This is a genomic window from Kitasatospora sp. NPDC057940 (assembly GCF_042887425.1).
GTDB lineage: Bacteria > Actinomycetota > Actinomycetes > Streptomycetales > Streptomycetaceae > Kitasatospora.
Genome location: NZ_JBHVPH010000009.1, coordinates 193196 through 214852 on the forward strand (window position 1 = coordinate 193196; position 21657 = coordinate 214852).

The window sequence follows — 21657 nt, forward strand, 5'->3', positions numbered from 1 at the left end:
ATCGGAGCCCCCACATGAAGCGATCCGTGCTGTCCGCGACCCTCGGCCTGGCCCTCGCGGCCGGTCTTGCCGTGCTGCCCGCCACCGCCGCGTCCGCGGCCACCCCCGGCCCGGCCGTCCAGGGCTACACCGCCTCGACGTACGCCGGTTCGGCCGCCGAGGCCGCGAACAACCAGGCGTTCTTCCAGGCCGTGATGGCCTCCGCCAAGGCCAAGCAGGCCGCCAGCCCGAACCTGGCGACCGTCGTCGTCACCTACGACGCCAGCTCCGCACCGAGCTTCCGCACCCAGATCGCCAACGCCGCGCAGATCTGGAACAGCTCGGTCAGCAACGTCCAACTGCGGGCCGGCTCGGGCGGCGACTTCTCGTACTACGAGGGCAACGACAGCCGCGGCTCCTACGCCAGCACCGACGGCCACGGGCGCGGCTACGTCTTCCTCGACTACCAGCAGAACCGGCAGTACAACTCGGTCCGGGTGACCGCGCACGAGACCGGGCACGTGCTCGGCCTGCCGGACCACTACTCCGGCCCGTGCAGCGAGCTGATGTCCGGCGGCGGCCCCGGCACCTCCTGCACCAACCCGTACCCGAACAGCACCGAGCGCAGCCGCGTCAACTCCCTCTGGGCGCGCGGCTGATCGTCCGGCAGGCGCACCCCGGTCCGGCCGCAGTCCGCAGCGGCCGGGCCGGGGCGCCGTCGTCCGGAGGCCGTCGCCCTTCGGCGGGCTGTCGTCCGGGGCGTTGTGGTCCGGGGTGTTGTGGTCCGGGGTGTTGTGGTCCGGGGTGTTGTGGTCCGGGGCGTTGTCGGTGCCGCGTGCGAGCATGCGGGCGAGACCCGTTCGCCCCCGACCGTGAGGTGCCGCCGCCATGCCGCGTTCCGCCCCCGACCAGCTCACCGACCTGCCGTACGCGGACCTGCTCCGCCCCCACACCGGGCGGCTGCGCAGCGACGAGCGCTACGACACCACGCACTTCGACGGCGGCGAGCACACCGACGAGTCGGCGGCCGGGGCTGCGTTCCTGGAGTGCGCCTTCACCGGGGTCGCGCTCAGCGGGGTCAAGCTGCGCCAGGCCCGCTTCAACGAGGTCTGGGTGCAGGCCGGCCGCTGGGTGGCCTGCGACCTGAGCGACACCGAGTGGCAGGACAGCGCCTTCGTCGGCGGCGTGCTGGCCGGGGTCGCCGGATACGGCTCGGCACTGCGCCGGGTGGTGTTCCGCGGCTGCAAGCTGGAGGCGGTCAACCTGCGGGCGGCCGTGCTGCGGGACGTCGTGTTCGAGGACTGCCTGCTGCGCGACGTGGACTTCGGCGAGGCCAAGCTGACCGAGGTGTCCTTCCCCGGCTCCACGCTGGAGGAGGTCCGGCTGCGCGGTGCCACCCTGAAGAAGACCGACCTGCGCGGGGCCGCCCGGCTCGGACTCGCGGACGGCCACCAGGGGCTGCGCGGCGCGGTCATCAGCTCCACCCAACTGCTGGAGCTGGCACCGCAGTTCGCCCAGGCGCTGGGAATCGAGGTCAAGGACCGCTGACCAGCCGCCCGCTCCGTCCCTCCTCGGCGTTTCCGCCGCCCGTTCAGCCCGGCGTCGCTCGGTGACACCCGGACGAACAGTCCGCCAACCCTGCCGCGCGCATCTGGTGGGCGCCTCCGGCCGGGGTGGAAGATGCTGCGCGATCGATGAGCCCCGACTTGTGTACACAACATCGCCAGATCGCCACTGAAGGGACGGGCCGGGCCGATGGCCGAGCTGAGTCGTAGGAAGTTCGTCACGCTGTCCGGTGCCGCCGCGGCGGGACTCGCCGTGGCCGGCACCAGCGCCGCAGGGGCCGCCCCCGGCGCGCCCGCGGTGGCCTCCACCGCCACGCTCCAGCAGACCGGCACCATCAACGACGTGCAGCACGTGGTGATCCTGATGCAGGAGAACCGCAGCTTCGACCACTACTTCGGCACGCTGCGCGGCGTGCGCGGCTTCGCCGACCGCAGCGCCATCCAGATAGCCGGCGGCTACAGCGTCTTCAACCAGCCCAACGGCCTGCTCGGCCGCCAGTACCCGTGGCAGTTCAGCCAGACCAAGCCGGCCGGCGGCGCCGACCCCGAGCGCCTCGCTCAGTGCAACGGTGACCTCAGCCACGGCTGGAGCGATCAGCACAAGGCCTGGAACAGCGGCAAGATGGACTCCTGGGTCGCCGCCAAGGGCAACGTCCGCACCCTCGGCTTCCTCACCCGCCAGGACATCCCGTTCCACTACGCGCTGGCCGAGAACTGGACCATCTGCGACGCCTACCACTGCTCCGTGCTCAGCGCGACCGGCCCCAACCGCACCTACCACTGGTCCGGCCAGATCGACCCGGCCGGCAGCGCCGGCGGCCCCGCGTACGACGGCGGCGACGAGAAGGGCCTGCACTGGCAGACCTACGCCGAGGCGCTGGAGAGCGCCGGCGTCAGCTGGAAGGTCTACCAGAACGCCGCCGACAACTACGGCGACAACGCCCTCGCGTACTTCACCCAGTTCTCCGGCGCCCCGGCCGGCAGCCCGCTGGCCGTCAAGGGCATGGGCTCGGTGCCCAAGGCCACCGGCCGGACCCCGGACGACATCGCCGCCGCGATCAGGGCCGACGTGCTGAACGGCACCCTCCCGCAGGTCTCCTGGATCGTCCCCGACCAGGCCTCCTCCGAACACCCGTACGCCACCCCCGCCGACGGCGCGCACTTCGTCCACCTGGTGATCGACGCGCTGAACGCCGACCCGAACGTCTTCAACTCGTCCGTCCTGTTCATCAACTACGACGAGAACGACGGCTTCTTCGACCACGTCCCGCCGCCGGCCGCCCCCGCTGGCACCCCGGGCGAGTTCTACAACGGCACCAACATCGGCCTCGGCTTCCGCGTCCCCATGATCGCCGTCTCGCCCTGGACCCGCGGGGGCTGGGTCAACTCCGAGACCTTCGACCACACCTCCGTGCTGCGCTTCCTGGAGACCTGGACGGCCGCCCTCGGCACGCCCGCGCAATGCCGGAACATCAGCGACTGGCGCCGCCGCGTCTGCGGCGACCTGACCAGCGCGTTCGACTTCGCCAACCCGGTCTACGGCCTGCCCGGGCTGCCCGACACCTCGCAGACCATCGGCCTGTCGGCGTGCGGCCCGCTGCCCAACCCGGCCCCGGTCAACAACCAGCTGCCGGTCCAGGAGGCCGGCACCCGGCCGGCCCGCGCCCTGCCCTACCAGCCGAACGCCAACCTGGACCACCTGGAGTTCGGCTCCGGCGGGGTGATGAAGGTCTGGATCGCGATGGACAACGGGGGTGCGGCAGCGGCGAAGTCCGCCCACTTCGCCGCCTACGCCAACGCCTACCGCAGCGGCGGCCCCTGGCAGTACACCGTCGACCCGGGCGGCAACACCAGCGACTTCTTCAACTGCGGCACCAACTTCGGCGGCGGCCCCTACGACCTGACGGTGGTCGGCCCCAACCGCTTCCTGCGCCGCTTCAAGGGCGACGCCACCAAGGCCGGCAAGAACGCGGCCGTCACCGCGTCGTACGCGGTCGAGCCGGGCACCGGCAAGCTCGCCGTCTACTTCAAGCTCGCCAACTCCGGTGCGACGCAGATGACCTTCACGATCGCCTCGAACAACTACCGCACGGACGGCCCCTGGACGTACCAGGTCCCCGCCGGCGGCAACGTCACCGACTTCTTCAACGCCGTGGCCTACAACAACGGCTGGTACGACTTCACGGTGACGGTCGACGCCGACAGCACCTGGTCCCAGCGCTTCACCGGCCACCTGGAAACGGGCACCCCCAGCGTCACCGGCTGACGCTCCGGGCCCCGCTCCCCGACCCTCGGGTAGCGGGGCCTCGGGTGCGTGATCGGAGGGCGCCGGCTGTTCGGGGCGGCCGGATGGCGTAGGTGGTGAATCCGGCCTGCTCACCGGTCGGGACGAATCCTGCCTTGAGGAGGACGCGACCGGAGGCCGGGTTGTCCGGATGGTGTTTGGCGTGTATCTCGGGCAGTCCGAGGTGGCCGAAGCCCAGGGCAAGAATCCTGCGGACCGCCTCCGTGGCGTGTCCCTTCCCCCAGGCATCCGCGCGCAGGATGTAGCTGAGCGCGGCGACGGGGCGGTCCAGGCGGAGCTTGATGATTCCGAGCAGGTCGCCATCGAGGTCGATCCCCAAGGCATGGACCGAACACGGGGATTGGACGGCGTAGGACTCCGAGGCATGTGCGGCGCGGCGGGCTTCGGCGGCGTCCATCGGGCCTCGGCGGAGGAACCTGGTCGATTCCGGGCTGTAGATCCGCTGGAGGGCGGCGGAGTCGTTCCGGGTCAGCTCTCGCAGCACGATCACCCGCCCACCGCCTGCACCACGGTGATCAACTCGGCGGCGGTCGGCCGGTCGTCGGGCCCGGCCAGCAGGACGGACCGCAGCCGGGTCTGGAGTGCGGGCCAGGGCGTCAGAGAGGAGAGAGGGACGGCTTTGGCGGCGATGGCCTCGCGAATCACCTTCATCGGCGTGCCCCGGCCGAGTCCGGCGGACTCGTAGTCCAGCGGCCAGTGGCCCGTGGCGCACGTCCACAGGGTGCCGGCGAGGGCGTGGACGTCGGCAGCCCGTGTCGTGTCGACGGGTTGGGGGCCCGTGATGATCCGGGTGGCCAGTTCGGGGGCGGTGAGGTGGACCATCGTGCCGTCGAAGGTCATCCACGGAGTCGTACCGGCCTTCCGGGACCAGGCGAAGTCGAGGAGGCGCACGGTTCCGTCATCACCGTGGATGCCGTGCTGGGGCTGGAGGTCGCCGTGCACCCATCCTTCGGCGTGGAGGACGGCCACGGCGCGGCACAGCCCGACGGCAGCGGCCAGGGCGTCGTCCCGTCCTCCTTCGCCCTTGCGCACGGGACGGAAGACCTGCCAGGTGGACGGTCCGGCCAGCCATGGGGTGACGAACCAGACGCCGCCGTCGAACCGGCCGGCCGTCACGGTGTAGCCGGGGAGCTGGTCCAGCACGGAGGCTTCGCGCGCGGTGACCTCGGCTGTCCCGCCGGTGCCGACCTTGATGCTCGCGATGCCTCGCGGCCCGGTCGCCTTCCAGACGGACGAGCCCCGCCGGCTGCTGATCTCCTCCAGCTCCAGCTGCCCGCATGCAGCCTCCGCGACCTTCAGGGCTTCGGCGGCCTCGGGAGCGAACTCGCCCATTCTCTTACTGCCTTCCACTCGCAAGGGATGTGCTCGAACACGTCGTGGCCGCCGTCAACGGCCCCGCCCACCGCCGCCGCGAGATCGGGCGTGCTGGTCAGGAGCTTCGGGTCCAGGAGACGGATGGCCGCGCGTACCGGGAGGAACGAGAACGGGGCCGACGGGATGTCGTGCCCGGCCCTGTTGGTCTCGGCAGCCCCCTGGACGAACTTGCCGAACATCACGCCGACCGGCCCGTAGAGGTTCTTCAAGGCCCAGTGTGGCCAGGCCAGCAGCTCGCGGTGGTCGGCGTCGGCGCACTGCCCGATCAGCACCACGTTCTCGCAGGCCAGCGCGCCGAAGGGTCGGGCCATCAGGGGACGAATCCATTCGGCAGCCTGTACGCCTGCGTAGAACAGTTCGGCTTCGACGGCGTACCGGCGAGTGTCGGGCGAGACCTCGTAAACGGTCCACCCGGTCATGCCGCGCGCTGCGGATGGCCGGAGGAACGGGCAGTACTGCTGCATGGCGGGGAGATAACCGCTCACGTCCACGCCGGCCGGGTGCTCCGTCCGGGCCTCGGTGAGGCGGAGCGCCCCGGCTGTCGGCCGGGACGCTCCGTCAGACGGTGCGGTGATCACCGGGTGGTCGCCGCCGGGACCAGGTCGTCGCCGTCGCCGGGCGCGGGCGAGCAGTCCCACTCGGCCCAGACCTCGCCCGTCTCGCGGTAGCGGGCCAGGGCCACGGTGTTGACCGTGCCGTCGGCGTCGGTGAACCAGGTCTCCGGCAGGGGGCCGTACGCCTCCTCGTACGCGCCCACCCAGGAGATGAAGCCGAGGCCCGCGTTCTCGACGTGCGTCAGCTTGCGTCCGCCGTGCCGGATGGTGAATGCCTCGTGGGCGGCCGGATCGCTGAGAAGCCGGTGCCACGCGTTGTCGATGGCGGCGGAGAACATCTCCGCCGCGGCCTGACCCGCGTCGATCCGACGCGCGGCGATCGTGAAGAACTTGCCCAGTTCGTTCAATTCGGTGATGGACTTGATGGTGGCGGTGCTCATGGCCTCTCCCATCGGGTTGGCGCTGCTCGCGTGGAGCGGGCGAGCAGTGGTGCGGGAAGGTGCGCCACCCGGCAGGTTTCCACGGAACCGAGGGGGATCGGATTACCTCGCGCCGGGCGGCGGACCACCAGGTTGGCCGTCAGAGGTTCGGGCGCTCAACGTGCTTGCATCCGTTTGCAGAACTTCAGCCCAGAGAGTCGATCGCCCTGGTGATCAGGGCCCGCACTTGTGCGCCGTGCACCGCGAATCCCATGAGCCTGTCGAACGCCTGAACGTAGAGGCCGACTTCGCTGGGTGCGGTGAGCGTCACCTGGGCCGAGAGCAGCTCTACCCCGGCTTCTGCATCGTCGAAGACGTTGAAGGTCTCCACTGGCCACATGGTGCGCTCTGCGGCGAAAGGGATGAGGCCGAACGAGACGGCTGGCAGGGACATCACCGTCAGCAGGTGCTGCAGTTGCTCAGCCATCGTCTCGACACCGCCGAGGCGGTAGTACAGGACGGATTCCTCCACCAGGATCGCGAAGCGGTGGTGACCGGTGCGGATGACACGGGATCTGGCCAGACGGGCCTTCACGGCCTCGGCGACATCGTCGGGGGTGCGCCGGAAGTCGGCCACCGTGGCGAGCAGTGCGGTGGCGTACGCCTCGGTCTGCAAGACGCCGGGTACCACGCGGGACGAATAGGCGCGGAAGTGTCGCGTGCGCTCGTAGAGCGGTACCGCTGATTCCTGCAGCATACGAAGGCCGGTACGGGTGAGCCTGCGCCACTCGACGTACATGGAGTCCACCGCGCGGTTGGCGGCGATCAGATCCTCGGCCTGGTCGTCCGCACCGCAGGCTCGGCACCACGCTCGGATGTCCTTGTCGGATGGCGCGGTCTTGGCATTGATGATGCGGGAGGTCTTCGCACCATTCCACCCGCACAGGGTCGCCAGCTCCTGCCCGAGAAGTCCGGCGTCCAGCATGATCTCTCGCAGCCGCGCGGCGACGGCTAGACGGGCCTCTTGGGCGCTGGAGGACGGGGAGACGGGCATGAGCTGGCGGTCCTGATCCAAGGCGGGTCAGACGGTGTACTTCTCGTGCGGGATACCGCGCTCCCAGACAGCCTCGAAGGCGGCGGCGCAGAGTTTGGCCACCGCCGGGTCGTCAGTGAGTGTGGGACCGGCAGAACTTCCGTCGCCGGTGAAGTGGTTGAAGCGAACCACGGTTTCGTCGAACAGCCAGAAGTCGTTACCGGGCAAGGCGATGTCCGATGCCTGACGGCGCGGCAGCCAGCGCACCTGCTCGCCGGCCGCCAGGTTCACGACCGTTCCGGCGTGCTCGTACCGGATGTAGTCGGTGACCGGCTCGGAGACGATACGGGCGCGGCGCACGACCACGCCGCGGGCGACTGCCTCCCGGATCTGCGCAACCCAGCCGGACCATCCTTCGGATTCCGGGTCGGTGTCGACGTGGCCAGTGCGCAGGAACTCCGCGAATTCCTCCACCTCGCCGGCGATCCCGTAGCTATCCCTCAGCTCCAGATGGACCGCCGACCTGTGGGCCTGCCTCAGCATCGCCGAGAAGTCCGGCACGTTCTGCATCGTCGAGCGCCTTCCTGATGATCCCCGCCATACGCAGCGGGATGCGGGTCACGTTCTCGTGGTCGGGGATACCAGGGGAGTGGCCGGGCACCCACTCCGTGCTGCCGATCTTCGTCAGCAGGGCCCCGCCAGGCCTCCAGCCCTGAAGGACCAGCTCCTTCTCCTCGTCGTCCACCCACACCATCGGGCTCTCGTCCTTGCCGGTGTTGGGGTCGATCCCGCCGAACCGTAGGGTCATGGTGCCCTCCCGTGCCAAGTCGGTTGCGCGGTTTTGCATGCCACCGTTTCGCGGGACGCGACGGAGCGTCAAGGGCGCGTTTCAGCATGGACGTTCTGGCTGTCCGCAGCGCCGCTGCGACTGTGGGGCGCAGGTCCGAAAGGCGCCGAAACCGTGTCAGTCAGGGTTCGTCCGCGATTTGCGGGATCGAGCCCTGGGCTGGGGCTCAGCCGCTGTGATCGGGAATCCTGCTTCATTCGGGCAGTTTGATGCACGAACCACGCATGTGCGTGGGAGTCCGTGTCAGGCGGTGCCGAACTCGCCGGCTCGGAGGGCGGAGGCGAAGGACTGCCAGGCCTCGGCCGGGAAGGGGAGGGCCGGGCCCTCGGTGTCCTTGCTGTCTCGGGCGGGGACGGTGTCGGACGCGATCAGGTTCCCCGCGGCCTCGATGCAGTCGCCTCCGTTGCTGCTGTGCGAGGACTTGAACCACTGAGGCTCGGCGGTCGCGGCAGGTCCCCCGAAGGCCTTGTCAATTTCGCGTGCCAGGCGTTCTGTTGGGTGACGTCGGCCGGTTTCCACGGCCGACGCGTGCGTGGGTGAATGGCCGATGGCGCTCGCCAGATCCTCCTGCCGTCAACCCCGTTCCTCTTGTGAGCTGCGGAGGAACGTGCCGAACTCGGCGGCTGGAGACGAGCCAGGGGCCGGCTCGTCCTTGGTCATGAGCCACTCTCCAGGCACGTTTGAGAGGTTGAAGGACGTCCAATGCTAGAGGACAGTGGCGACCCCGGGTAGTCATCAAGCTACGGAACGGAGTCAGTCGTGGTGAGCAAGAAGCCCCTGGCCGGGCCGCTCCACCGTCCGCAGGCCGGCGAGTCGGCCGAGGGCGGGACGGCCGACGAGGAGCCCCTCATCCGGTGGGCCACCCTGCGGCGACTCAGCCGGGACCGCCGCCGATGACCGACCACCCCTCCTGTCCCGCACCGGACTGCTGCGCCCCGGTCGATCTGCTCAACGACGCCAACGCCGCCGGACGGACGTGGAACTGCCCGAACTGCTCCCGGTGGGGCGTCGCCTGGTCGGCGGGCTACCTGGCGAACCAGCCGTTCGAGGATCCGCTGGTCGTCCTCGGTCGCCGGAAGGTCCGGAAGGTGGTGAACCGTGAGGCCGAGGTCGGGCCGCGCGATCCTCGGCCTGATGCGTAGGGCCCCGGCCGCCCGACCGACCCGACCGAGATGACGGCTCAGACGAACGGGCCGCGCGGGAACCACGGATCGCGGACCTCCCGGGGCCCGTCCGGAGTCAGCAGGGTGAGGGTGTACGGCGAGGCCGCGTACTCGGCGAGCTGGACCGAGCCGTAGCGGGTCTCCAGTTCGGCCTGCACCGGGACCGGCAGCCTGCTGAGCGCCCGCCGCAGCTGCAGCGCGTCCCGGCGGCTGATCGGGTGCGGGGTGCGCAGGACCAGTCGCAGCGGGCTCAGCGGCCCGGCGACCGGTAGGCCGGTGCCCAGTTCGTAGCCGACCGCGCCGATCGGACCCCAGGACAGCCGGTGGTCCGCGACGATCCGGCCGACCGCCGGCAGCAGGGCCAGCGCCGGGATTCCGGCGACCCGCTCGGGGTCCAGCCGCCCGCACCGCCCGGCCAGCTGTTCGGGGCGCAGTGTCCGGGCGACCGCGGCCCAGGGCGCCAGGGCGTCCAGCCGCTGCCCGGGGCGGGGTCCGCGCACGATCACCGGGATCCACTGTTCGGGCGCGGCCTCCGGGTCCCGGGTGCAGCGTTGCGGGTGCGGCACGTCCGCCGGGGTGCCGACCAGGGAGGGGGCCCGGCCGACCGTCACCCACGGGTGCACCCGCAGGACGGCCCGCGCCCAGTCCGGCAGTTCGCCGCCCGCCAGCGGGTGCAGCGAACTGGGGCACTGCATCAGCAGCAGGTCGTGGGTGCCGGGCAGCCGCCCGTCCAGCGCGGCCAGCGGCCCGACCCGTCGGCGCGGCCCGTCGTGGGGGTCCTCGGCGGTGCGACGGGCTTGGCGGGCGGAAGGTACGACGGTCACGGTGGGCTCCAGACGGTGGCGTCAGTTCGGCCGACGGCTCCAATCTGCGCCGGGTGCCCGCCTCCGCGCCACGGCCGTTGGGCGCGTTCACCAGGGACCAAAGGCTCAACGTGCGGCTCCGGGTGCCCGGTGTGAGAGTGGGGGAAGCCCGGTATCCGTCCGGAGGAGGAGTCATGGGAATCTTCGACAGGTTCCACCACAAGGCGCACGAGGCGACCGGGCAGGACGCCGCTGAGCGTGCCGCCATCGCCCACGACGAGGCCGCGGACGCGTACAGCCCGGAGATCGAGCGGGCCCGCGAGACCCAGGAGGCCCGCGAGTCGGAGCGGCGTGCCCGTGCCGTCCAGGAGGAGGCCGACCGGCGCGCGGCCGAGAACATGACGGCCGAGGGCGATCCCTGGGGCTGAGAGCCCAGGAGTCTCGACACCCTGAGACCTCCAGCAAGCCCAGGTCACCGCGCCCGCGGCGGCAGCGGCGGGCGCCGCAGGTCCGGCCGGGGGGTGTCCTCCGGCGGGGGCGCCGCGGCGGGCGCGTCCTCCAGCAGGTCCAGCGCCAGCTGGACGGCGGTGACCAGCTCGGGGTGGCGCCCGCGGGCCCAGTCGCGCGGGGTGCGCAGCACGTGCACGTCCGGTTCGACGCCGCGGTTCTCCACCGACCAGCCGAGTCCGCCCTCGAACCAGGAGGCGTTCTTGGGCACCGAGATCCGGGTGCCGTCGCCGAGGGTGTGCCGCCCGGTCATCCCGACGACCCCGCCCCAGGTCCGGTTGCCGACGACGGGGCCGAGGCCGAGCAGCTTGATCGCCGCGATGACCACGTCGCCGTCCGAGCTGGTCGCCTCGTCGGCGAGCGCCACGAGCGGGCCGCGCAGTGCGTGCCGGGGCCAGCGGACCGGCTGGCGGTCCCGGCCGAAGTCCCAGGCGAGGACGTGCCGGGTGAGTTTCTCCAGGACGAGTTCGGAGACGTTGCCACCGGCGTTGCCGCGCACGTCCAGGACGAGTGCGGGCTTGTCCAGTTCGCGCCGCAGGTCGCGGTTGAACTGCGCCCAGCCGGAGCCGCCGAGGTCCGGGATGTGCAGGTAGCCGCACCGGCCGTCGCTGAACTCCCGCACCAGGAGGCGGCGTTTGGCCACCCAGTCCTGGTAGCGGACGGCCCGTTCGTCGGTCAGCGGGGTGACGGTGATCCGCCGTACCGGGCCGTCGGGGCTGCCGCGCAGGGCGAGTTCGACGGTGGTGCCGCCGGTGCCGGCCAGCAGTGGCAGCGGGCCGCGCACCGGGTCCACCGGGCGGCCGCCGACGGCGAGCAGTTCGTCGCCGTCCCGGACGCCCTGGGCGGCGAGCGGGGCGCGGGCGCGCGGGTCGGAGGTCTCGCCGGGCAGCACCCGCTCGACCAGCCAGCGCCCGTCGGGGGAGCGGTGCGCGTTGGCGCCGAGCAGGCCGAGCGGCTGCTGGCCGAGCGAGGGCCCTTCGGCGCGCCGGGACGGGGTGACGTAGGCGTGCGAGGTGCCGAGTTCGCCGAGGAGTTCGCGCAGCAGGTCGGCGAAGTCGTCGGGTGAGCAGACCCGGTCCAGCAGCGGCTCGTACTGGGCGGTCAGGGCGGGCCAGTCCAGGCCGGACATCCGCTCGTCCCAGAACTGGTCCCGGACGATCCGGGCGGCCTCGTGGTAGGCCTGGCGCCACTCGGCGGCGGGGTGCACGGTGTGGGTGATCCGCCGCAGGTCGACGGTGCTGCCGGCGCCGCCGGTGACCGGGACGATCCGCAGGGTCCCGGCGGAGTAGACCGCGATGGAGCCGCCGTCCCCGGAGACGGCGTAGCCGTCCAGCTTGTCGACCAGGGTGGTGCGGGTGCCCCGGGCGAGGTCGAAGTACTCCAGCGAGGGGCGGCCGGAGGTGTCGTCGGGGCTGGCGAAGGTCTGCCCGAGGGTGCCGGAGATCGGCCAGCGCAGCCAGACCAGGCCGCCGCGCACCGCGTCGGTGGCCGAGTACTTGGAGGCGATCACCGGGAACTGGAGCAGCCGCTCGCCGATGCCCTGCGGGTCGACGTGGACGGTGCCGTCGCCGCCGCCGTTGCCGCGCGGGGTGCCGTCCTCGGCGGGCGCGGCGAAGGGGGACGGCGTGTCGGCGGTGAGCGGGACGAGGTAGGGGCGGCAGCCGAGCGGGAAGGAGAGGTCGCCGGTGTGCACGTCGTGGACGGGGTCGAAGCCGCGCCAGGACAGGAAGGCCAGGTAGCGGCCGTCCCGGGTGAACACCGGCTGCTCGTCCTCGAAGCGGCCGTCGGTGATTTCGGTGACCGGCCCGGATGCTTCGGTGCGGGTGAGCCGGATCCGGCGCAGCGAGCGCCCGGCCACCGGTTGGGACCAGGCGATCCAGTGCGAGTCGGGGGAGAAGCGGGCGCTGGAGACCGGCCCGTAGCCGGAGGCGGCGAGTTCGCGGACGGCGCCGTCGGCGGCGGCGACCAGCAGCAGCCGCCCGTCGGAGGCGGCGACGGCGAGGTGGGTGCCGTCGGGGGAGGCGGTGAGTTCCAGGACGCGGCCGATCCGGTCGGCGGCGAGCACCCGGTGGCGGTGCTTCTCCGTTTCCTCGTGCCCCGGCAGCGGCATCACCTCGATCGCGTCGGCGCCCTCGGCGTCGGTGATCCAGGCGGCCTCGCCGGTGTGCCCGAGGATCACCGGCAGCCGGGTCCGCACCCCGGGGGTGTCGGCGAGCGCGCGGGCCGGGCCGTCCTTGTGGGTGAGCCAGTACTGGCTGCCGCGCACGGTGATCACCCCGGCCCGGCCGCTCTGGTCGCAGGCCAGGTCCTTGACCTGGGAGGCGGCGCTGACCTGGTACGGGCGGCGGCCGGCCCGGGCGCCGCCGAGCGGGACGGCGAGCCGGCGCGGGGCGGGGGCGTCCAGGTCGTCCAGCAGCCAGAGGTCGCCGGCGTGCTGGTAGACGATCCGGGTGCCGTCGGTGGCGGCCTCGCGGGCGTAGTAGGAGGCGTGGTCGGTGTGCCGGCGCAGGTCGGTGCCGTCGGGGCGGCAGGAGTAGACGTTGCCGATGCCCTCGTGGTCGGAGAGGAAGGCGATCCGCCCGGCGACGGGCATGGGTGAGGCGAGGTGGCCGGGGTGGCCGGCCAGGATCTGTTCGCCGTCCGCCCAGAGCCGGCCGGTGGCGCCGCCCCGGTAGCGCTTCCAGGCGGCGGGCTCGTGCGGGGCGGCGCCGGTGAGCAGCACGGTGCGTTCGCGGCTCATCTGGGCGTCGCCGACGGGGCCCCAGGGCATCCGGCGGCCGGGGGAGCCGTCGGGCGGCAGGGCGTGCGCCCAGGTGTAGTGGCCGAACGGCTCGTGGTAGGAGGTGACGGCCAGTACCTCGCCGTCCGGCAGCCAGCCGCGCACCCGGGTGTCCTGGCTGCCCCAGTGGCTGAGCCGTTCGGCCTCGCCGCCCTCGACGGGGGCGGTCCACACCTCGGGGGTCAGGTTCAGCCAGCTGGTCCAGGCGAGGGTGCGGCCGTCGGGGGAGAAGCGGGGGTGGCTGACCCGGGTGCGGTCGCAGCTGACCCGCCAGGCCCGGCCGGTGGCGCCGTCGGCGTCGAGCGGGGCGATCCAGACGTCGTCCTCGGCGGTGAAGGCGAGCAGCCCGCCGTGCAGGTGGGGGTGGCGGAGGTAGCCGGGCGGGGTCACCCCTCCATCCTTCGACGGGGTGTCACCCCCGGCAACCGGGGCGGCCCGTCGGGGCTGTCGGGCGGCCGGCGCGTAGGCCGCGGACCGGTCTGGACCATTGACACCGCAGTGTCGAATCCACTTCAGTGGTCTAGTCCAACTTGGGTGCCAGGCCGGGCCGTTCCCCCCCCACTGGCGCGTGCTCCGGCGTGCCCTCGGACGTCCCCCACGACCGCGCCATCGCAGGAGCCCCCGCATGCGCAGAACCACACCCGCACCCGCCCCCGCCCGCCGGAAGCAGTCCCGTACGCTGCTCGCCGCCGGCACCGCCTCCGCCGTCGCCGCGGCCACCCTGGTCGGCGTCACCCTGGGCCTGGCGCCCGCCGCCTCGGCCGGCGAGTTCCTGGTCAACGGCGGCTTCGAGTCCGGCTCGCTCGGCCCCTGGAGCTGCACCGGCAACTCCGGCAGCGTCGTCACCAGCCCGGTGCACGGCGGCGGCTACGCCCTCGCCGCCGCGGCCACCGCGGGCGACACCGCCCAGTGCGGCCAGACCGTCGCCGTCGCCCCCAGCACCACCTACACGCTCAGCGCGTACGTCAACGGCTCGTACGTCTACCTGGGCGTCGACGGCGGCGGCCCCAGCACCTGGACCCCCGGCACCGGCGGCGGCTACCAGAAGCTCAGCCTCAGCTTCACCACCGGCGCCACCCAGACCAGCGCCACCGTCTACACCCACGGCTGGTACGGCCAGGGCACCTACTACGCGGACGACGTCTCGCTGGACGGGCCGGGCGCCCCCAGCCCGACGCCGACGCCCACCGGGTCACCGACGCCCACGCCGACCGCGACGCCCACCGGCACCCCGACGGGCACGCCCACCGGCACCCCGACCGGGACGCCGACGGGAACCCCGACCGGGACCCCCACCGGCACCCCGACCACCCCGCCGCCCGGCAGCCACGCCCTGGTCGGCTACCTGCACGCCAGCTTCGCCAACGGCGCCGGCTACACCCGGATGGCCGACGTCCCGAACTCCTGGGACTTCATCGACCTCTCCTTCGGCGAGCCCACCTCCGTCACCTCCGGCGACATCCGGTTCAACCGCTGCTCCGTCACCGACTGCCCGACCGTGGAGTCCGACGCCGACTTCAAGGCCGCCATCGCCGCCAAGCGGGCCCAGGGCAAGAAGGTGCTGATCTCGATCGGCGGCCAGAACGGCCAGGTCCAGCTGACCACCACCGCCGCCCGCGACACCTTCGTCAGCTCAGTCTCGGCGATCATCGACAAGTGGGGCCTGGACGGCCTGGACATCGACTTCGAGGGGCACTCGCTCTCCCTCAACACCGGTGACAACGACTTCAAGAACCCGACCAGTCCGGTCATCGTCAACCTGATCTCCGCGCTGAAGACCCTCAAGGCCAAGTACGGCCCGGGCTTCGTGCTGACCATGGCGCCCGAGACCTTCTTCGTCCAACTCGGTTACCAGTACTACGGTTCCGGCCCCTGGGGCGGCCAGGACCCGCGCGCCGGGGCGTACCTGCCGGTCATCTACGCGCTGCGCGACGACCTCACCCTGCTGCACGTCCAGGACTACAACTCCGGCTCCATCATGGGCCTGGACAACCAGTACCACTCGATGGGCGGCGCCGACTTCCACGTCGCGATGACCGACCTGCTGCTCAACGGCTTCCCGGTGGCGGGCAACGCGAACAACGTGTTCCCGCCGCTGCCCGCCTCCAAGGTGGCCATCGGCATGCCGGCCACCACCAACGCCGGCAACGGCTACGTCGCCCCGGCCGAGGTGAACAAGGCCCTGGACTGCCTCACCAAGCTGGCCAACTGCGGTTCGTACGTGCCGCGTGCGGGCGCCCAGCCGAACCTGCGCGGGCTGATGACCTGGTCCGTCAACTGGGACCAGTTCGGCGGCCGGGAGTTCTCCAAGAACTTCGACGGCTACTTCCGCCGCTGAGGTGACTCCGGGGGGAACCGTGCTTGAACCTGACACCGGTGTGAGGATCGAGCATGGTTCCCATGGCGACCACACAGCTCCCGACTCCCGTAGCCCGCACCCCTTTTCCCCTGCCCGCCCTGCTCGCCCTGGCCACCGCCGTCTTCGTCACCGCGCTCACCGAGACCCTGCCCGCCGGCGTGCTGCCCGGGATGAGCGGCGCCCTCGGCGTCAGCGAGTCGGCCGCCGGGCAGACCGTCACCGTCTACGCGCTCGGGACCGCCGCCACCGCGATCCCGCTCACCGCGGCCACCGCCGGCTGGGGCCGCAAGCGGCTGCTGCTCACCGCGATGGCCGGCTTCGCCGCCGCCAACACCGTCACCGCGGCCTCCACGAACTACCCGCTCACCCTGGCCGCCCGCTTCCTCGCGGGCGTCGCGGCCGGCCTCGCCTGGGCGCTGCTGGCCGGGTACGCGCGCCGGCTGGTGCCGGTCGAGCAGCAGGGCCGGGCCATGGCGGTGGCGATGGCGGGCGTGCCGGTGGCGCTGTCGCTGGGAGTGCCGGTCGGCACCTTCCTCGGCCAGGCGCTCGCCTGGTGGGTGCCCTTCCTGGCCATGACGGCACTGGCGCTCGGCGTGATCGGCTGGATCGCGGCCCTGCTGCCGGACCAGCCTGGACGACCCGCCGGTGGGCGCGCCCCGGTGCGGAGCGCGCTCACCGTGCCCGGGGTGGCGCCGGTGCTCACCGTGACGGTGCTCTTCGTGCTCGCCCACACCATCCTGTTCACCTACATCGCGCCCTTCCTCGACCGGACCGGCCTCGGCGACGCGACCGACACCGTGCTGCTGGTCTTCGGCCTGGCCTCGCTGGCGAGCATCTGGTTCACCGGCGCCCACATCCACCGCCGGCTACGGCAGTTGACGATCGGCGGCGCGCTGCTGGTCGCCCTGACCGCGGGCCTGCTCGGCCTCTGGTCGCACAGCACACCGCTGGTGTACGCCGCCGCCGCGCTCTGGGGCCTGGGCTGGGGCGGCGCCCCGACCCTGCTGCAGACCGCCGTCGGCGACGCGGGCGGCGAGCGGGCGGACGCCGCCCAGGCGGTACTGGTCACCCTGTGGAACGCCGCGATGGCGGGCGGCGGCGTGGTCGGCGGCCTGGTGCTGGGCCGCCTGGGCACCGGCGCCCTGCCCTGGACGGTGCTCGCCCTGATGCTGCCCGTCCTGGCGGTGGTCGCCGGCGCCCGCCGGCACGGCTTCCCGACTGGCCGCGGTTAGCGCAACTGCAGCCCGTTGGCCAGCAGTTCGGCGACCAGCTCGGGCCGGGCCGACGCGATCGAGCCCGCCGAGTACGGCGGCTGCGGGTCGTACTCGATGACCAGCTGGATCGCCTCCGCGGTCGCGTCCCCGGCCATCAGGCCGGTCAGCGTCAGCGCGAGGTCGATCCCGGCCGAGACCCCGGCCGCGGTCGCGTACTTGCCGTCGACCACGACCCGCTCCGTCCCGGTCGGCTCCGCCCCGAACTTCTTCAGCGCGTCGAGGCAGCACCAGTGCGAGGTGGCCCGGCGCCCCGCCAGCAGCCCGGCGGCGCCCAGCAGCAGGGAGCCCGAGCAGACCGAGGTGGTCCAGGTGGTGGTGGCGTCCACCGCGCGCACCCACTCCAGCACGGCCGGGTCGGCCAGTCGGGCCTCCGTCCCGGGCCCGCCCGGGACGAGCAGCACGTCGGCCGCGTCCACCTCGTCCAGGGCGGCCTCCGCGGTCAGCGACAGGGTCTTCATGTCGGTGCGGACCGGGCCGCGCTTCGCGGCGGTGAACACCACCTCGGCGCCGGGGATGCGGGACAGCACCTCGCAGGGGCCGACGGCGTCCAGGGCGGTGAACTGGTCGTAGAGCAGAACGGCGATGCGCATCAGTGTCCTCCAACGGGATCGGGTCGGAAACGGCGTCGGTACTCGGCGGGCGAAGCGGCCAGGGACCGGACGAAGGCGCGCCGCATCGCCTCCGGGGTGCCGTAGCCGCAGGAGCGCGCGATCTCCTCGATGCCGTCGGCGGTGTCCTCCAGCAGCCGCCGGGCGGCCTCCAGCCGGACCCCGTCCACGTACCGGCCCGGGGTCACCCCCACCTCGGTGGCGAAGGCCCGGGCGAAGTGCCGCGGTGACAGCGCCGCCCTGTGGGCCAGCGCCTCGACCGACAGGTCGGCCTCGGGGTGCTCGGCGATCCACCGCTGCACCTCGCGCAGCGGCTGCCGGACCGCCACCTGGGCGGCCAGCTGGGTGCTGAACTGGGCCTGGTTGCCCGGCCGGCGCAGGAAGACCACCAGGTGGCGGGCGATCAGCAGGGCGGCGTCGCGTCCCAGGTCCTCCTCGACCAGGGCCAGCGCCAGGTCGATCCCGGCGGTGACCCCGGCCGAGGTGGCGACGTTCCCGTCCCGGACGTGGATCGGGTCCGGGTCCACCTCGACGTCAGGGAACCGCCGGGCCAGCTCCTCGCAGTACGCCCAGTGCGTGGTCGCCCGGCGCCCGGCCAGCAGCCCGGCCTCGGCGAGCAGGAAGGCCCCGGTGCACACCGACACCACCCGCTCGGCCCGGCCGGCCAGCTCCCGGATGCGTGCGACCAGCGCACCGTCCGGGATACCGCTGCCCAGCCCGCCGGGGACCAGCAGGGTGTGTACGGGCCCGACCTCGGCCAGGTCCGCGTCCGGCAGCAGCCGCAGTCCGCTGTGGCTGCGCACCGGCCCGCCGCCCGGGGAGGCGGTGGTCACCCGGTACGCCCCCGGCTGCCCGGCGGCCGCGCCCGCCCCCGCGAAGACCTCCACGGGACCGGTCACGTCGAGGCTCTGCACGCCCTCGTAGAGGACGACGACCACGCTGCGCGCTCTCATGCGACCAGCCTGTCACCGGGCCGCGATGGCAGCAATGACCCGTTTCCCACCTTTCCTGCCACGACAGACCGGGGTTGCCGACGGGGATCGCGGAAACGCCGAGAGGCCCCTTGCTTTCGCAAGGGGCCTCTCGGCTGTCTGTGCGCCGCCAGGGACTCGAACCCCGGACCCGCTGATTAAGAGTCAGCTGCTCTAACCAACTGAGCTAGCGGCGCCTGCTGACGCGGAGAACATTACCTGGTCAGCAGCCGAAACACACAATCGGCCCGGGTGGCTGCGCGCGGGCCGTCACGGCACCAGGACCACCTTGCCCCGGACGTGCCCGGCGCCGACCAGCCGGTGGGCCTCGGCGGCCCGCTCCAGCGGCAGCGCCTCGGCGATCTCCAGCCGCAGCCCGCCCGCCTCCCACAGCCGCACCAGCTCGGTCAGCCGCGCGGCCGTGCGCGGCCCCCGCAGCCCCCGTGCGCCCAGCCGCTCGGCCTCCGCGTAGTCGACCACGGTGCCGATCCGGCTCCGGTCGGCGACCAGCTCGACGGAGGCCGCCAGCGCGCCCCGCCCGGCGGCGTCGAAGGCGGCGTCCACGCCCTGCGGCGCCACCGCCCGGACCCGCTCGACCAGCCCCTCGCCGTACGCGACCGGGATCGCGCCCAGGTCGCGCAGGTAGTCGTGGTTGCGCTCGCTCGCGGTGCCGATCACGGTGGCGCCCCAGGCCCGGGCGAGCTGGACGGCGACGGTGCCGACCCCGCCGGAGGCGCCGTGCACCAGGACGGTGTCGCCGGGGCCCACCGCGAGCAGGGTGAGCGCCAGGTGCGCGGTCTGGCCGGAGGCGGAGAGCGAGCCGGCCTGCTCCCAGGGCAGGCCGGCGGGCTTGGCCACCAGCTGGGCGGCGTCCACCGTGACGAGCTCGGCCTGGCTGTCCAGGAAGCGGAAGCCCAGCACCTCGTCGCCGACCTGCCAGCCGGAGCCGTCCGGTCCGAGCCGGTCCACCACTCCGGCGAACTCGTTGCCGAGGACGAACGGCGGCTCGGCGGTGGCCCCCGGCGGGCGGAAGCCCTCCCGGATCGCGAGGTCGACCGGCTGCACCCCGGCTGCGAAGACCCGCACCCGCACCTCGCCCGGCCCGGGTTCCGGGTCGGGCACCTCGGTGACGCGCAGGACCTCCGGACCTCCGGACCGCGTGACGGTGACCGCCTTCATGTCTGCTCCCGCCCTCTCGAATGTTCGACATTCGACCGCTTGACTGTTCGAATCAACTGTTCGGCCGCCCCCGATCCTCGGACCTGAAGTCCGCTTGAGGTCAAGCCACTGTTCGGCGTGTCTTCACTGATGGGCGCATTGTCAGATTTATCCTGGGCGGCGCTCAGCCGTCCGTTGTGGAGAGGAACGTTTCCGTGGGCCAGCTGCCCCTGTTCTTCCTGGTGCTGCTCGCCTCCGTGGTGACCATGCCGCTCGCACGCAAGACCGGAGTGCCGCAACCGGTCCTGATGACCCTGCTCGGCATCGTCATGGCGCTCGTCCCGCAGATCCCGGACGTCACCATCGAGCCCGAGCTGATCCTCCCGCTGGTCCTGCCGCCGCTGATCTTCGCGGTCGCCCGGCGCTCCTCGGTGCGCTACTTCAAGGCCAACGTCCGCTCGATCCTGCTGCTGGCCGTCGCCCTGGTGGTGGTCACCACGGTCGCGGTGGCCGGGGCGGTGCACTGGCTGCTGCCCGCCCTGCCGGTCGCCGCCGCGATCGCGGTCGGCGCGCTGGTCTCCCCGCCCGACCCGGTGGCCGCCGTCGCGGTGGCCGGCAGCGTCGGCCTGCCCCGGCGCCTGGTGTCGATCCTGGAGAGCGAGGGCCTGTTCAACGACGTCACCGCGATCGTCGTCTACTCGCTGGCCATCGAGGCCGTGGTCAGCGGCGACTTCTCGGTCGGCCACGCGGTGCTGCGCTTCATCCTGTCCGCGGTGCTCGCCGTGGTCGTCGGCATCGCCCTCGGCTGGGTCAACACCAAGCTCGCCGAGCGCCTGGACGACCCGACCCAGCAGGTCGCGCTCAACCTGCTGGTGCCCTTCGCCGCCTACGCCATCGCCGAGGAGATCCACGGCTCCGGCGTGCTCGCCGTCGTGGTCTGCGCGCTCTACCTCGCCGAGCGGGCCTCCGACGCCGACGCCGTCTCCTTCCGGCTGGTCGGCAACGCCTTCTGGGAGGTCGTCGAGATCCTGATCACCGGTGTCGCCTTCGGCCTGATCGGCCTGGAGCTGGCCACCGTGCTCAAGGAGGCCGGCCGCGGCTGGACCGGCTTCATCGGCGACGCCGCCGTGGTCATCGGCGTGGTCGTGGTGGTCCGGCTGCTCTGGCTGCTGCCGGCCGGCTGGCTGTCGAAGAAGCTGCGCAGCGGCGACGACGAGGACACCCCGTTCAGCTGGAAGGAGAGCGTGATCCTCTGGTGGTCCGGCATGCGCGGGGTGGCCACCGTCGCCCTGGCCCTCGCCATCCCGCTCACCCTCCACTCCGGCGAGGAGTTCCCCGAGCGCGGCCGCCTGGTATTCATCGCCTTCAGCGTGGTGCTGTTCACCCTGCTGGTGCAGGGCCTCACCCTGCCCTGGCTGGCCAAGCGGTTCGAACTGGACATCGATCAGGACAAGCACGAGCAGGCCGTCCGCCAGCTCTGGTGGCGGGCCGCCAAGGCCGGGCTCAGGCGGCTGGGCGAACTGGAGGAGCAGGACCGGCTGCCCGCCGAGGTGGCCGACCGCCTGCGGGACCGTCAGCACGACCGGCTGGCCCGGCTCTGCCCGGAGAACTACGCCGAGGAGGAGGCCGCCGAGGCCAAGCTGCGGCTCAGCCAGTGGCGGGCCGCCCGGGAGGTCGAGCAGGAGATGATCGCCGCCTCCCGGCGCGAGATGCTCGCCGCCCGCAGCGAACTCGGCGCCGACCCGGAGCTGGTCGACCAGGTGCTGCGGGGGCTGGACCTGCGCTCGGAACGCAAGTGACGGCCTGTCCGGCCCCGCCGGGCGGAATGTGCGCGACCGGCTCCGAGGTTGCATAGGCTGAGCCCGGGCAGGCCGTCAACGGAGTCGGCGCACCACCAGTACCCGCACGACCTCGCGAGACCCTCACCGCCTGGCCCTGCCGGTTTCTGCACCCAGATGA

The 21657-nt window shown here is 72.6% G+C and carries 22 protein-coding genes and 1 tRNA gene; 9 read left to right on the forward strand and 14 right to left on the reverse strand.

What is annotated here, in order from left to right:
• The first annotated feature begins 14 nt into the window (after positions 1-14).
• The 3 genes from snpA to ACFVTF_RS17330 all read left to right on the forward strand — a co-directional run bounded on the left by snpA (position 15) and on the right by ACFVTF_RS17330 (position 3810).
• The gene (snpA, locus tag ACFVTF_RS17320) at positions 15-638 is read left to right on the forward strand and encodes a snapalysin (protein ID WP_371518820.1); all 624 of its coding nucleotides are present in this window, start codon (positions 15-17) and stop codon (positions 636-638) included.
• Between the two features lie 229 nt (positions 639-867).
• The gene (locus ACFVTF_RS17325; RefSeq protein WP_063349277.1) at positions 868-1527 is read left to right on the forward strand and encodes a pentapeptide repeat-containing protein; all 660 of its coding nucleotides are present in this window, start codon (positions 868-870) and stop codon (positions 1525-1527) included.
• Positions 1528-1734: 207 nt separating this feature from the next.
• Complete coding sequence (locus tag ACFVTF_RS17330; protein WP_387814320.1) at positions 1735-3810, forward strand: phosphocholine-specific phospholipase C; 2076 nt, start codon at positions 1735-1737, stop codon at positions 3808-3810.
• Here ACFVTF_RS17330 and ACFVTF_RS17335 read toward each other — a convergent pair.
• The 8 genes from ACFVTF_RS17335 to ACFVTF_RS17370 form a co-directional block, all read right to left on the reverse strand.
• A complete protein-coding gene (locus ACFVTF_RS17335) occupies positions 3800-4339 on the reverse strand; it encodes a GNAT family N-acetyltransferase (RefSeq protein ID WP_387814322.1) in 540 nt (179 codons plus the stop codon). The two genes, ACFVTF_RS17330 and ACFVTF_RS17335, sit on opposite strands and share 11 nt — an antisense overlap.
• Positions 4336-5181, reverse strand: coding sequence for a hypothetical protein (locus ACFVTF_RS17340; protein WP_387814324.1), 846 nt, complete (start codon positions 5179-5181; stop codon positions 4336-4338). The genes ACFVTF_RS17335 and ACFVTF_RS17340 overlap by 4 nt, the downstream gene beginning before the upstream one ends.
• Positions 5145-5687: a hypothetical protein gene (locus tag ACFVTF_RS17345; RefSeq protein WP_387814326.1), complete on the reverse strand. Its 543-nt coding sequence runs from the start codon at positions 5685-5687 to the stop codon at positions 5145-5147. Before ACFVTF_RS17345 ends, ACFVTF_RS17340 begins: the two co-directional genes overlap by 37 nt.
• 110 nt (positions 5688-5797) lie before the next feature.
• On the reverse strand, positions 5798-6217 hold the full coding sequence (locus ACFVTF_RS17350; protein WP_387814328.1) for a hypothetical protein: 420 nt from the start codon (positions 6215-6217) through the stop codon (positions 5798-5800).
• 184 nt (positions 6218-6401) lie between these two features.
• A complete protein-coding gene (locus ACFVTF_RS17355; RefSeq protein WP_387814411.1) occupies positions 6402-7250 on the reverse strand; it encodes a helix-turn-helix domain-containing protein in 849 nt (282 codons plus the stop codon).
• A 27-nt stretch (positions 7251-7277) separates the two neighbouring features.
• Positions 7278-7799 carry a DUF6879 family protein gene (locus ACFVTF_RS17360; protein ID WP_371518835.1) on the reverse strand — a complete coding sequence of 174 codons (522 nt, stop codon included), beginning with the start codon at positions 7797-7799 and terminating at the stop codon, positions 7278-7280.
• Positions 7723-8037, reverse strand: coding sequence for a hypothetical protein (locus tag ACFVTF_RS17365; RefSeq protein WP_387814330.1), 315 nt, complete (start codon positions 8035-8037; stop codon positions 7723-7725). Before ACFVTF_RS17365 ends, ACFVTF_RS17360 begins: the two co-directional genes overlap by 77 nt.
• Before the next feature lie 282 nt (positions 8038-8319).
• A complete protein-coding gene (locus tag ACFVTF_RS17370) occupies positions 8320-8637 on the reverse strand; it encodes a DUF397 domain-containing protein (protein ID WP_387814413.1) in 318 nt (105 codons plus the stop codon).
• A 201-nt stretch (positions 8638-8838) separates the two neighbouring features.
• On the opposite strand from ACFVTF_RS17370, the gene ACFVTF_RS17375 reads away from it, so the two are divergent.
• Positions 8839-8973 (forward strand): hypothetical protein, encoded by a 135-nt coding sequence (locus ACFVTF_RS17375; protein WP_387814332.1) that lies wholly within the window; start codon positions 8839-8841, stop codon positions 8971-8973.
• Complete coding sequence (locus tag ACFVTF_RS17380) at positions 8970-9218, forward strand: hypothetical protein (RefSeq protein WP_371518841.1); 249 nt, start codon at positions 8970-8972, stop codon at positions 9216-9218. The genes ACFVTF_RS17375 and ACFVTF_RS17380 overlap by 4 nt, the downstream gene beginning before the upstream one ends.
• 38 nt (positions 9219-9256) lie before the next feature.
• Here the strand turns inward: ACFVTF_RS17380 and ACFVTF_RS17385 are convergent, their stop codons facing one another.
• Complete coding sequence (locus tag ACFVTF_RS17385) at positions 9257-10063, reverse strand: phosphoribosyl-dephospho-CoA transferase MdcG domain-containing protein (RefSeq protein ID WP_387814334.1); 807 nt, start codon at positions 10061-10063, stop codon at positions 9257-9259.
• Between the two features lie 173 nt (positions 10064-10236).
• Between ACFVTF_RS17385 and ACFVTF_RS17390 the strand changes: the two genes are divergently transcribed.
• Positions 10237-10470, forward strand: coding sequence for a hypothetical protein (locus ACFVTF_RS17390; RefSeq protein ID WP_387814336.1), 234 nt, complete (start codon positions 10237-10239; stop codon positions 10468-10470).
• Between the two features lie 44 nt (positions 10471-10514).
• Here ACFVTF_RS17390 and ACFVTF_RS17395 read toward each other — a convergent pair whose 3' ends face one another.
• Complete coding sequence (locus ACFVTF_RS17395; RefSeq protein ID WP_387814337.1) at positions 10515-13718, reverse strand: S41 family peptidase; 3204 nt, start codon at positions 13716-13718, stop codon at positions 10515-10517.
• Between the two features lie 235 nt (positions 13719-13953).
• Here ACFVTF_RS17395 and ACFVTF_RS17400 point away from each other — a divergent pair, with 235 nt between their 5' ends.
• Both ACFVTF_RS17400 and ACFVTF_RS17405 read left to right on the forward strand, forming a co-directional pair.
• Positions 13954-15666, forward strand: a complete 1713-nt coding sequence (locus ACFVTF_RS17400; protein ID WP_387814339.1) for a chitinase — start codon at positions 13954-13956, stop codon at positions 15664-15666.
• 62 nt (positions 15667-15728) lie between these two features.
• On the forward strand, positions 15729-16919 hold the full coding sequence (locus tag ACFVTF_RS17405) for an MFS transporter (protein WP_387814341.1): 1191 nt from the start codon (positions 15729-15731) through the stop codon (positions 16917-16919).
• Here the strand turns inward: ACFVTF_RS17405 and ACFVTF_RS17410 are convergent.
• The 4 genes from ACFVTF_RS17410 to ACFVTF_RS17425 form a co-directional block, all read right to left on the reverse strand.
• Positions 16916-17551, reverse strand: a complete 636-nt coding sequence (locus ACFVTF_RS17410) for a DJ-1/PfpI family protein (protein ID WP_387814343.1) — start codon at positions 17549-17551, stop codon at positions 16916-16918. The two genes, ACFVTF_RS17405 and ACFVTF_RS17410, sit on opposite strands and share 4 nt — an antisense overlap.
• Positions 17551-18522: a GlxA family transcriptional regulator gene (locus ACFVTF_RS17415; protein WP_387814345.1), complete on the reverse strand. Its 972-nt coding sequence runs from the start codon at positions 18520-18522 to the stop codon at positions 17551-17553. Before ACFVTF_RS17415 ends, ACFVTF_RS17410 begins: the two co-directional genes overlap by 1 nt.
• Positions 18523-18663: 141 nt before the next feature.
• A tRNA-Lys gene (locus ACFVTF_RS17420) sits at positions 18664-18737 on the reverse strand.
• Between the two features lie 73 nt (positions 18738-18810).
• The gene (locus ACFVTF_RS17425) at positions 18811-19719 is read right to left on the reverse strand and encodes an NADP-dependent oxidoreductase (protein WP_387814347.1); all 909 of its coding nucleotides are present in this window, start codon (positions 19717-19719) and stop codon (positions 18811-18813) included.
• Positions 19720-19913: 194 nt separating this feature from the next.
• Here ACFVTF_RS17425 and ACFVTF_RS17430 point away from each other — a divergent pair, with 194 nt between their 5' ends.
• Positions 19914-21497, forward strand: coding sequence for a Na+/H+ antiporter (locus ACFVTF_RS17430; protein WP_371518858.1), 1584 nt, complete (start codon positions 19914-19916; stop codon positions 21495-21497).
• Positions 21498-21657 lie beyond the last annotated feature (160 nt).

What these genes read in the sequence shown, in the direction of transcription:
- ACFVTF_RS17410 (WP_387814343.1), bottom strand. Translation starts at nt 17,551, where the DNA reads ATGCGCATCGCCGTTCTGCTCTACGACCAGTTCACCGCCCTGGACGCC.
- ACFVTF_RS17340 (WP_387814324.1), bottom strand. Translation starts at nt 5,181, where the DNA reads ATGGGCGAGTTCGCTCCCGAGGCCGCCGAAGCCCTGAAGGTCGCGGAG.
- snpA (WP_371518820.1), top strand. Translation starts at nt 15, where the DNA reads ATGAAGCGATCCGTGCTGTCCGCGACCCTCGGCCTGGCCCTCGCGGCC.
- ACFVTF_RS17355 (WP_387814411.1), bottom strand. Translation starts at nt 7,250, where the DNA reads ATGCCCGTCTCCCCGTCCTCCAGCGCCCAAGAGGCCCGTCTAGCCGTC.
- ACFVTF_RS17360 (WP_371518835.1), bottom strand. Translation starts at nt 7,799, where the DNA reads ATGCAGAACGTGCCGGACTTCTCGGCGATGCTGAGGCAGGCCCACAGG.
- ACFVTF_RS17325 (WP_063349277.1), top strand. Translation starts at nt 868, where the DNA reads ATGCCGCGTTCCGCCCCCGACCAGCTCACCGACCTGCCGTACGCGGAC.
- ACFVTF_RS17415 (WP_387814345.1), bottom strand. Translation starts at nt 18,522, where the DNA reads ATGAGAGCGCGCAGCGTGGTCGTCGTCCTCTACGAGGGCGTGCAGAGC.
- ACFVTF_RS17345 (WP_387814326.1), bottom strand. Translation starts at nt 5,687, where the DNA reads ATGCAGCAGTACTGCCCGTTCCTCCGGCCATCCGCAGCGCGCGGCATG.
- ACFVTF_RS17405 (WP_387814341.1), top strand. Translation starts at nt 15,729, where the DNA reads ATGGCGACCACACAGCTCCCGACTCCCGTAGCCCGCACCCCTTTTCCC.
- ACFVTF_RS17330 (WP_387814320.1), top strand. Translation starts at nt 1,735, where the DNA reads ATGGCCGAGCTGAGTCGTAGGAAGTTCGTCACGCTGTCCGGTGCCGCC.
- ACFVTF_RS17425 (WP_387814347.1), bottom strand. Translation starts at nt 19,719, where the DNA reads ATGAAGGCGGTCACCGTCACGCGGTCCGGAGGTCCGGAGGTCCTGCGC.
- ACFVTF_RS17350 (WP_387814328.1), bottom strand. Translation starts at nt 6,217, where the DNA reads ATGAGCACCGCCACCATCAAGTCCATCACCGAATTGAACGAACTGGGC.
- ACFVTF_RS17390 (WP_387814336.1), top strand. Translation starts at nt 10,237, where the DNA reads ATGGGAATCTTCGACAGGTTCCACCACAAGGCGCACGAGGCGACCGGG.
- ACFVTF_RS17380 (WP_371518841.1), top strand. Translation starts at nt 8,970, where the DNA reads ATGACCGACCACCCCTCCTGTCCCGCACCGGACTGCTGCGCCCCGGTC.
- ACFVTF_RS17400 (WP_387814339.1), top strand. Translation starts at nt 13,954, where the DNA reads ATGCGCAGAACCACACCCGCACCCGCCCCCGCCCGCCGGAAGCAGTCC.
- ACFVTF_RS17365 (WP_387814330.1), bottom strand. Translation starts at nt 8,037, where the DNA reads ATGACCCTACGGTTCGGCGGGATCGACCCCAACACCGGCAAGGACGAG.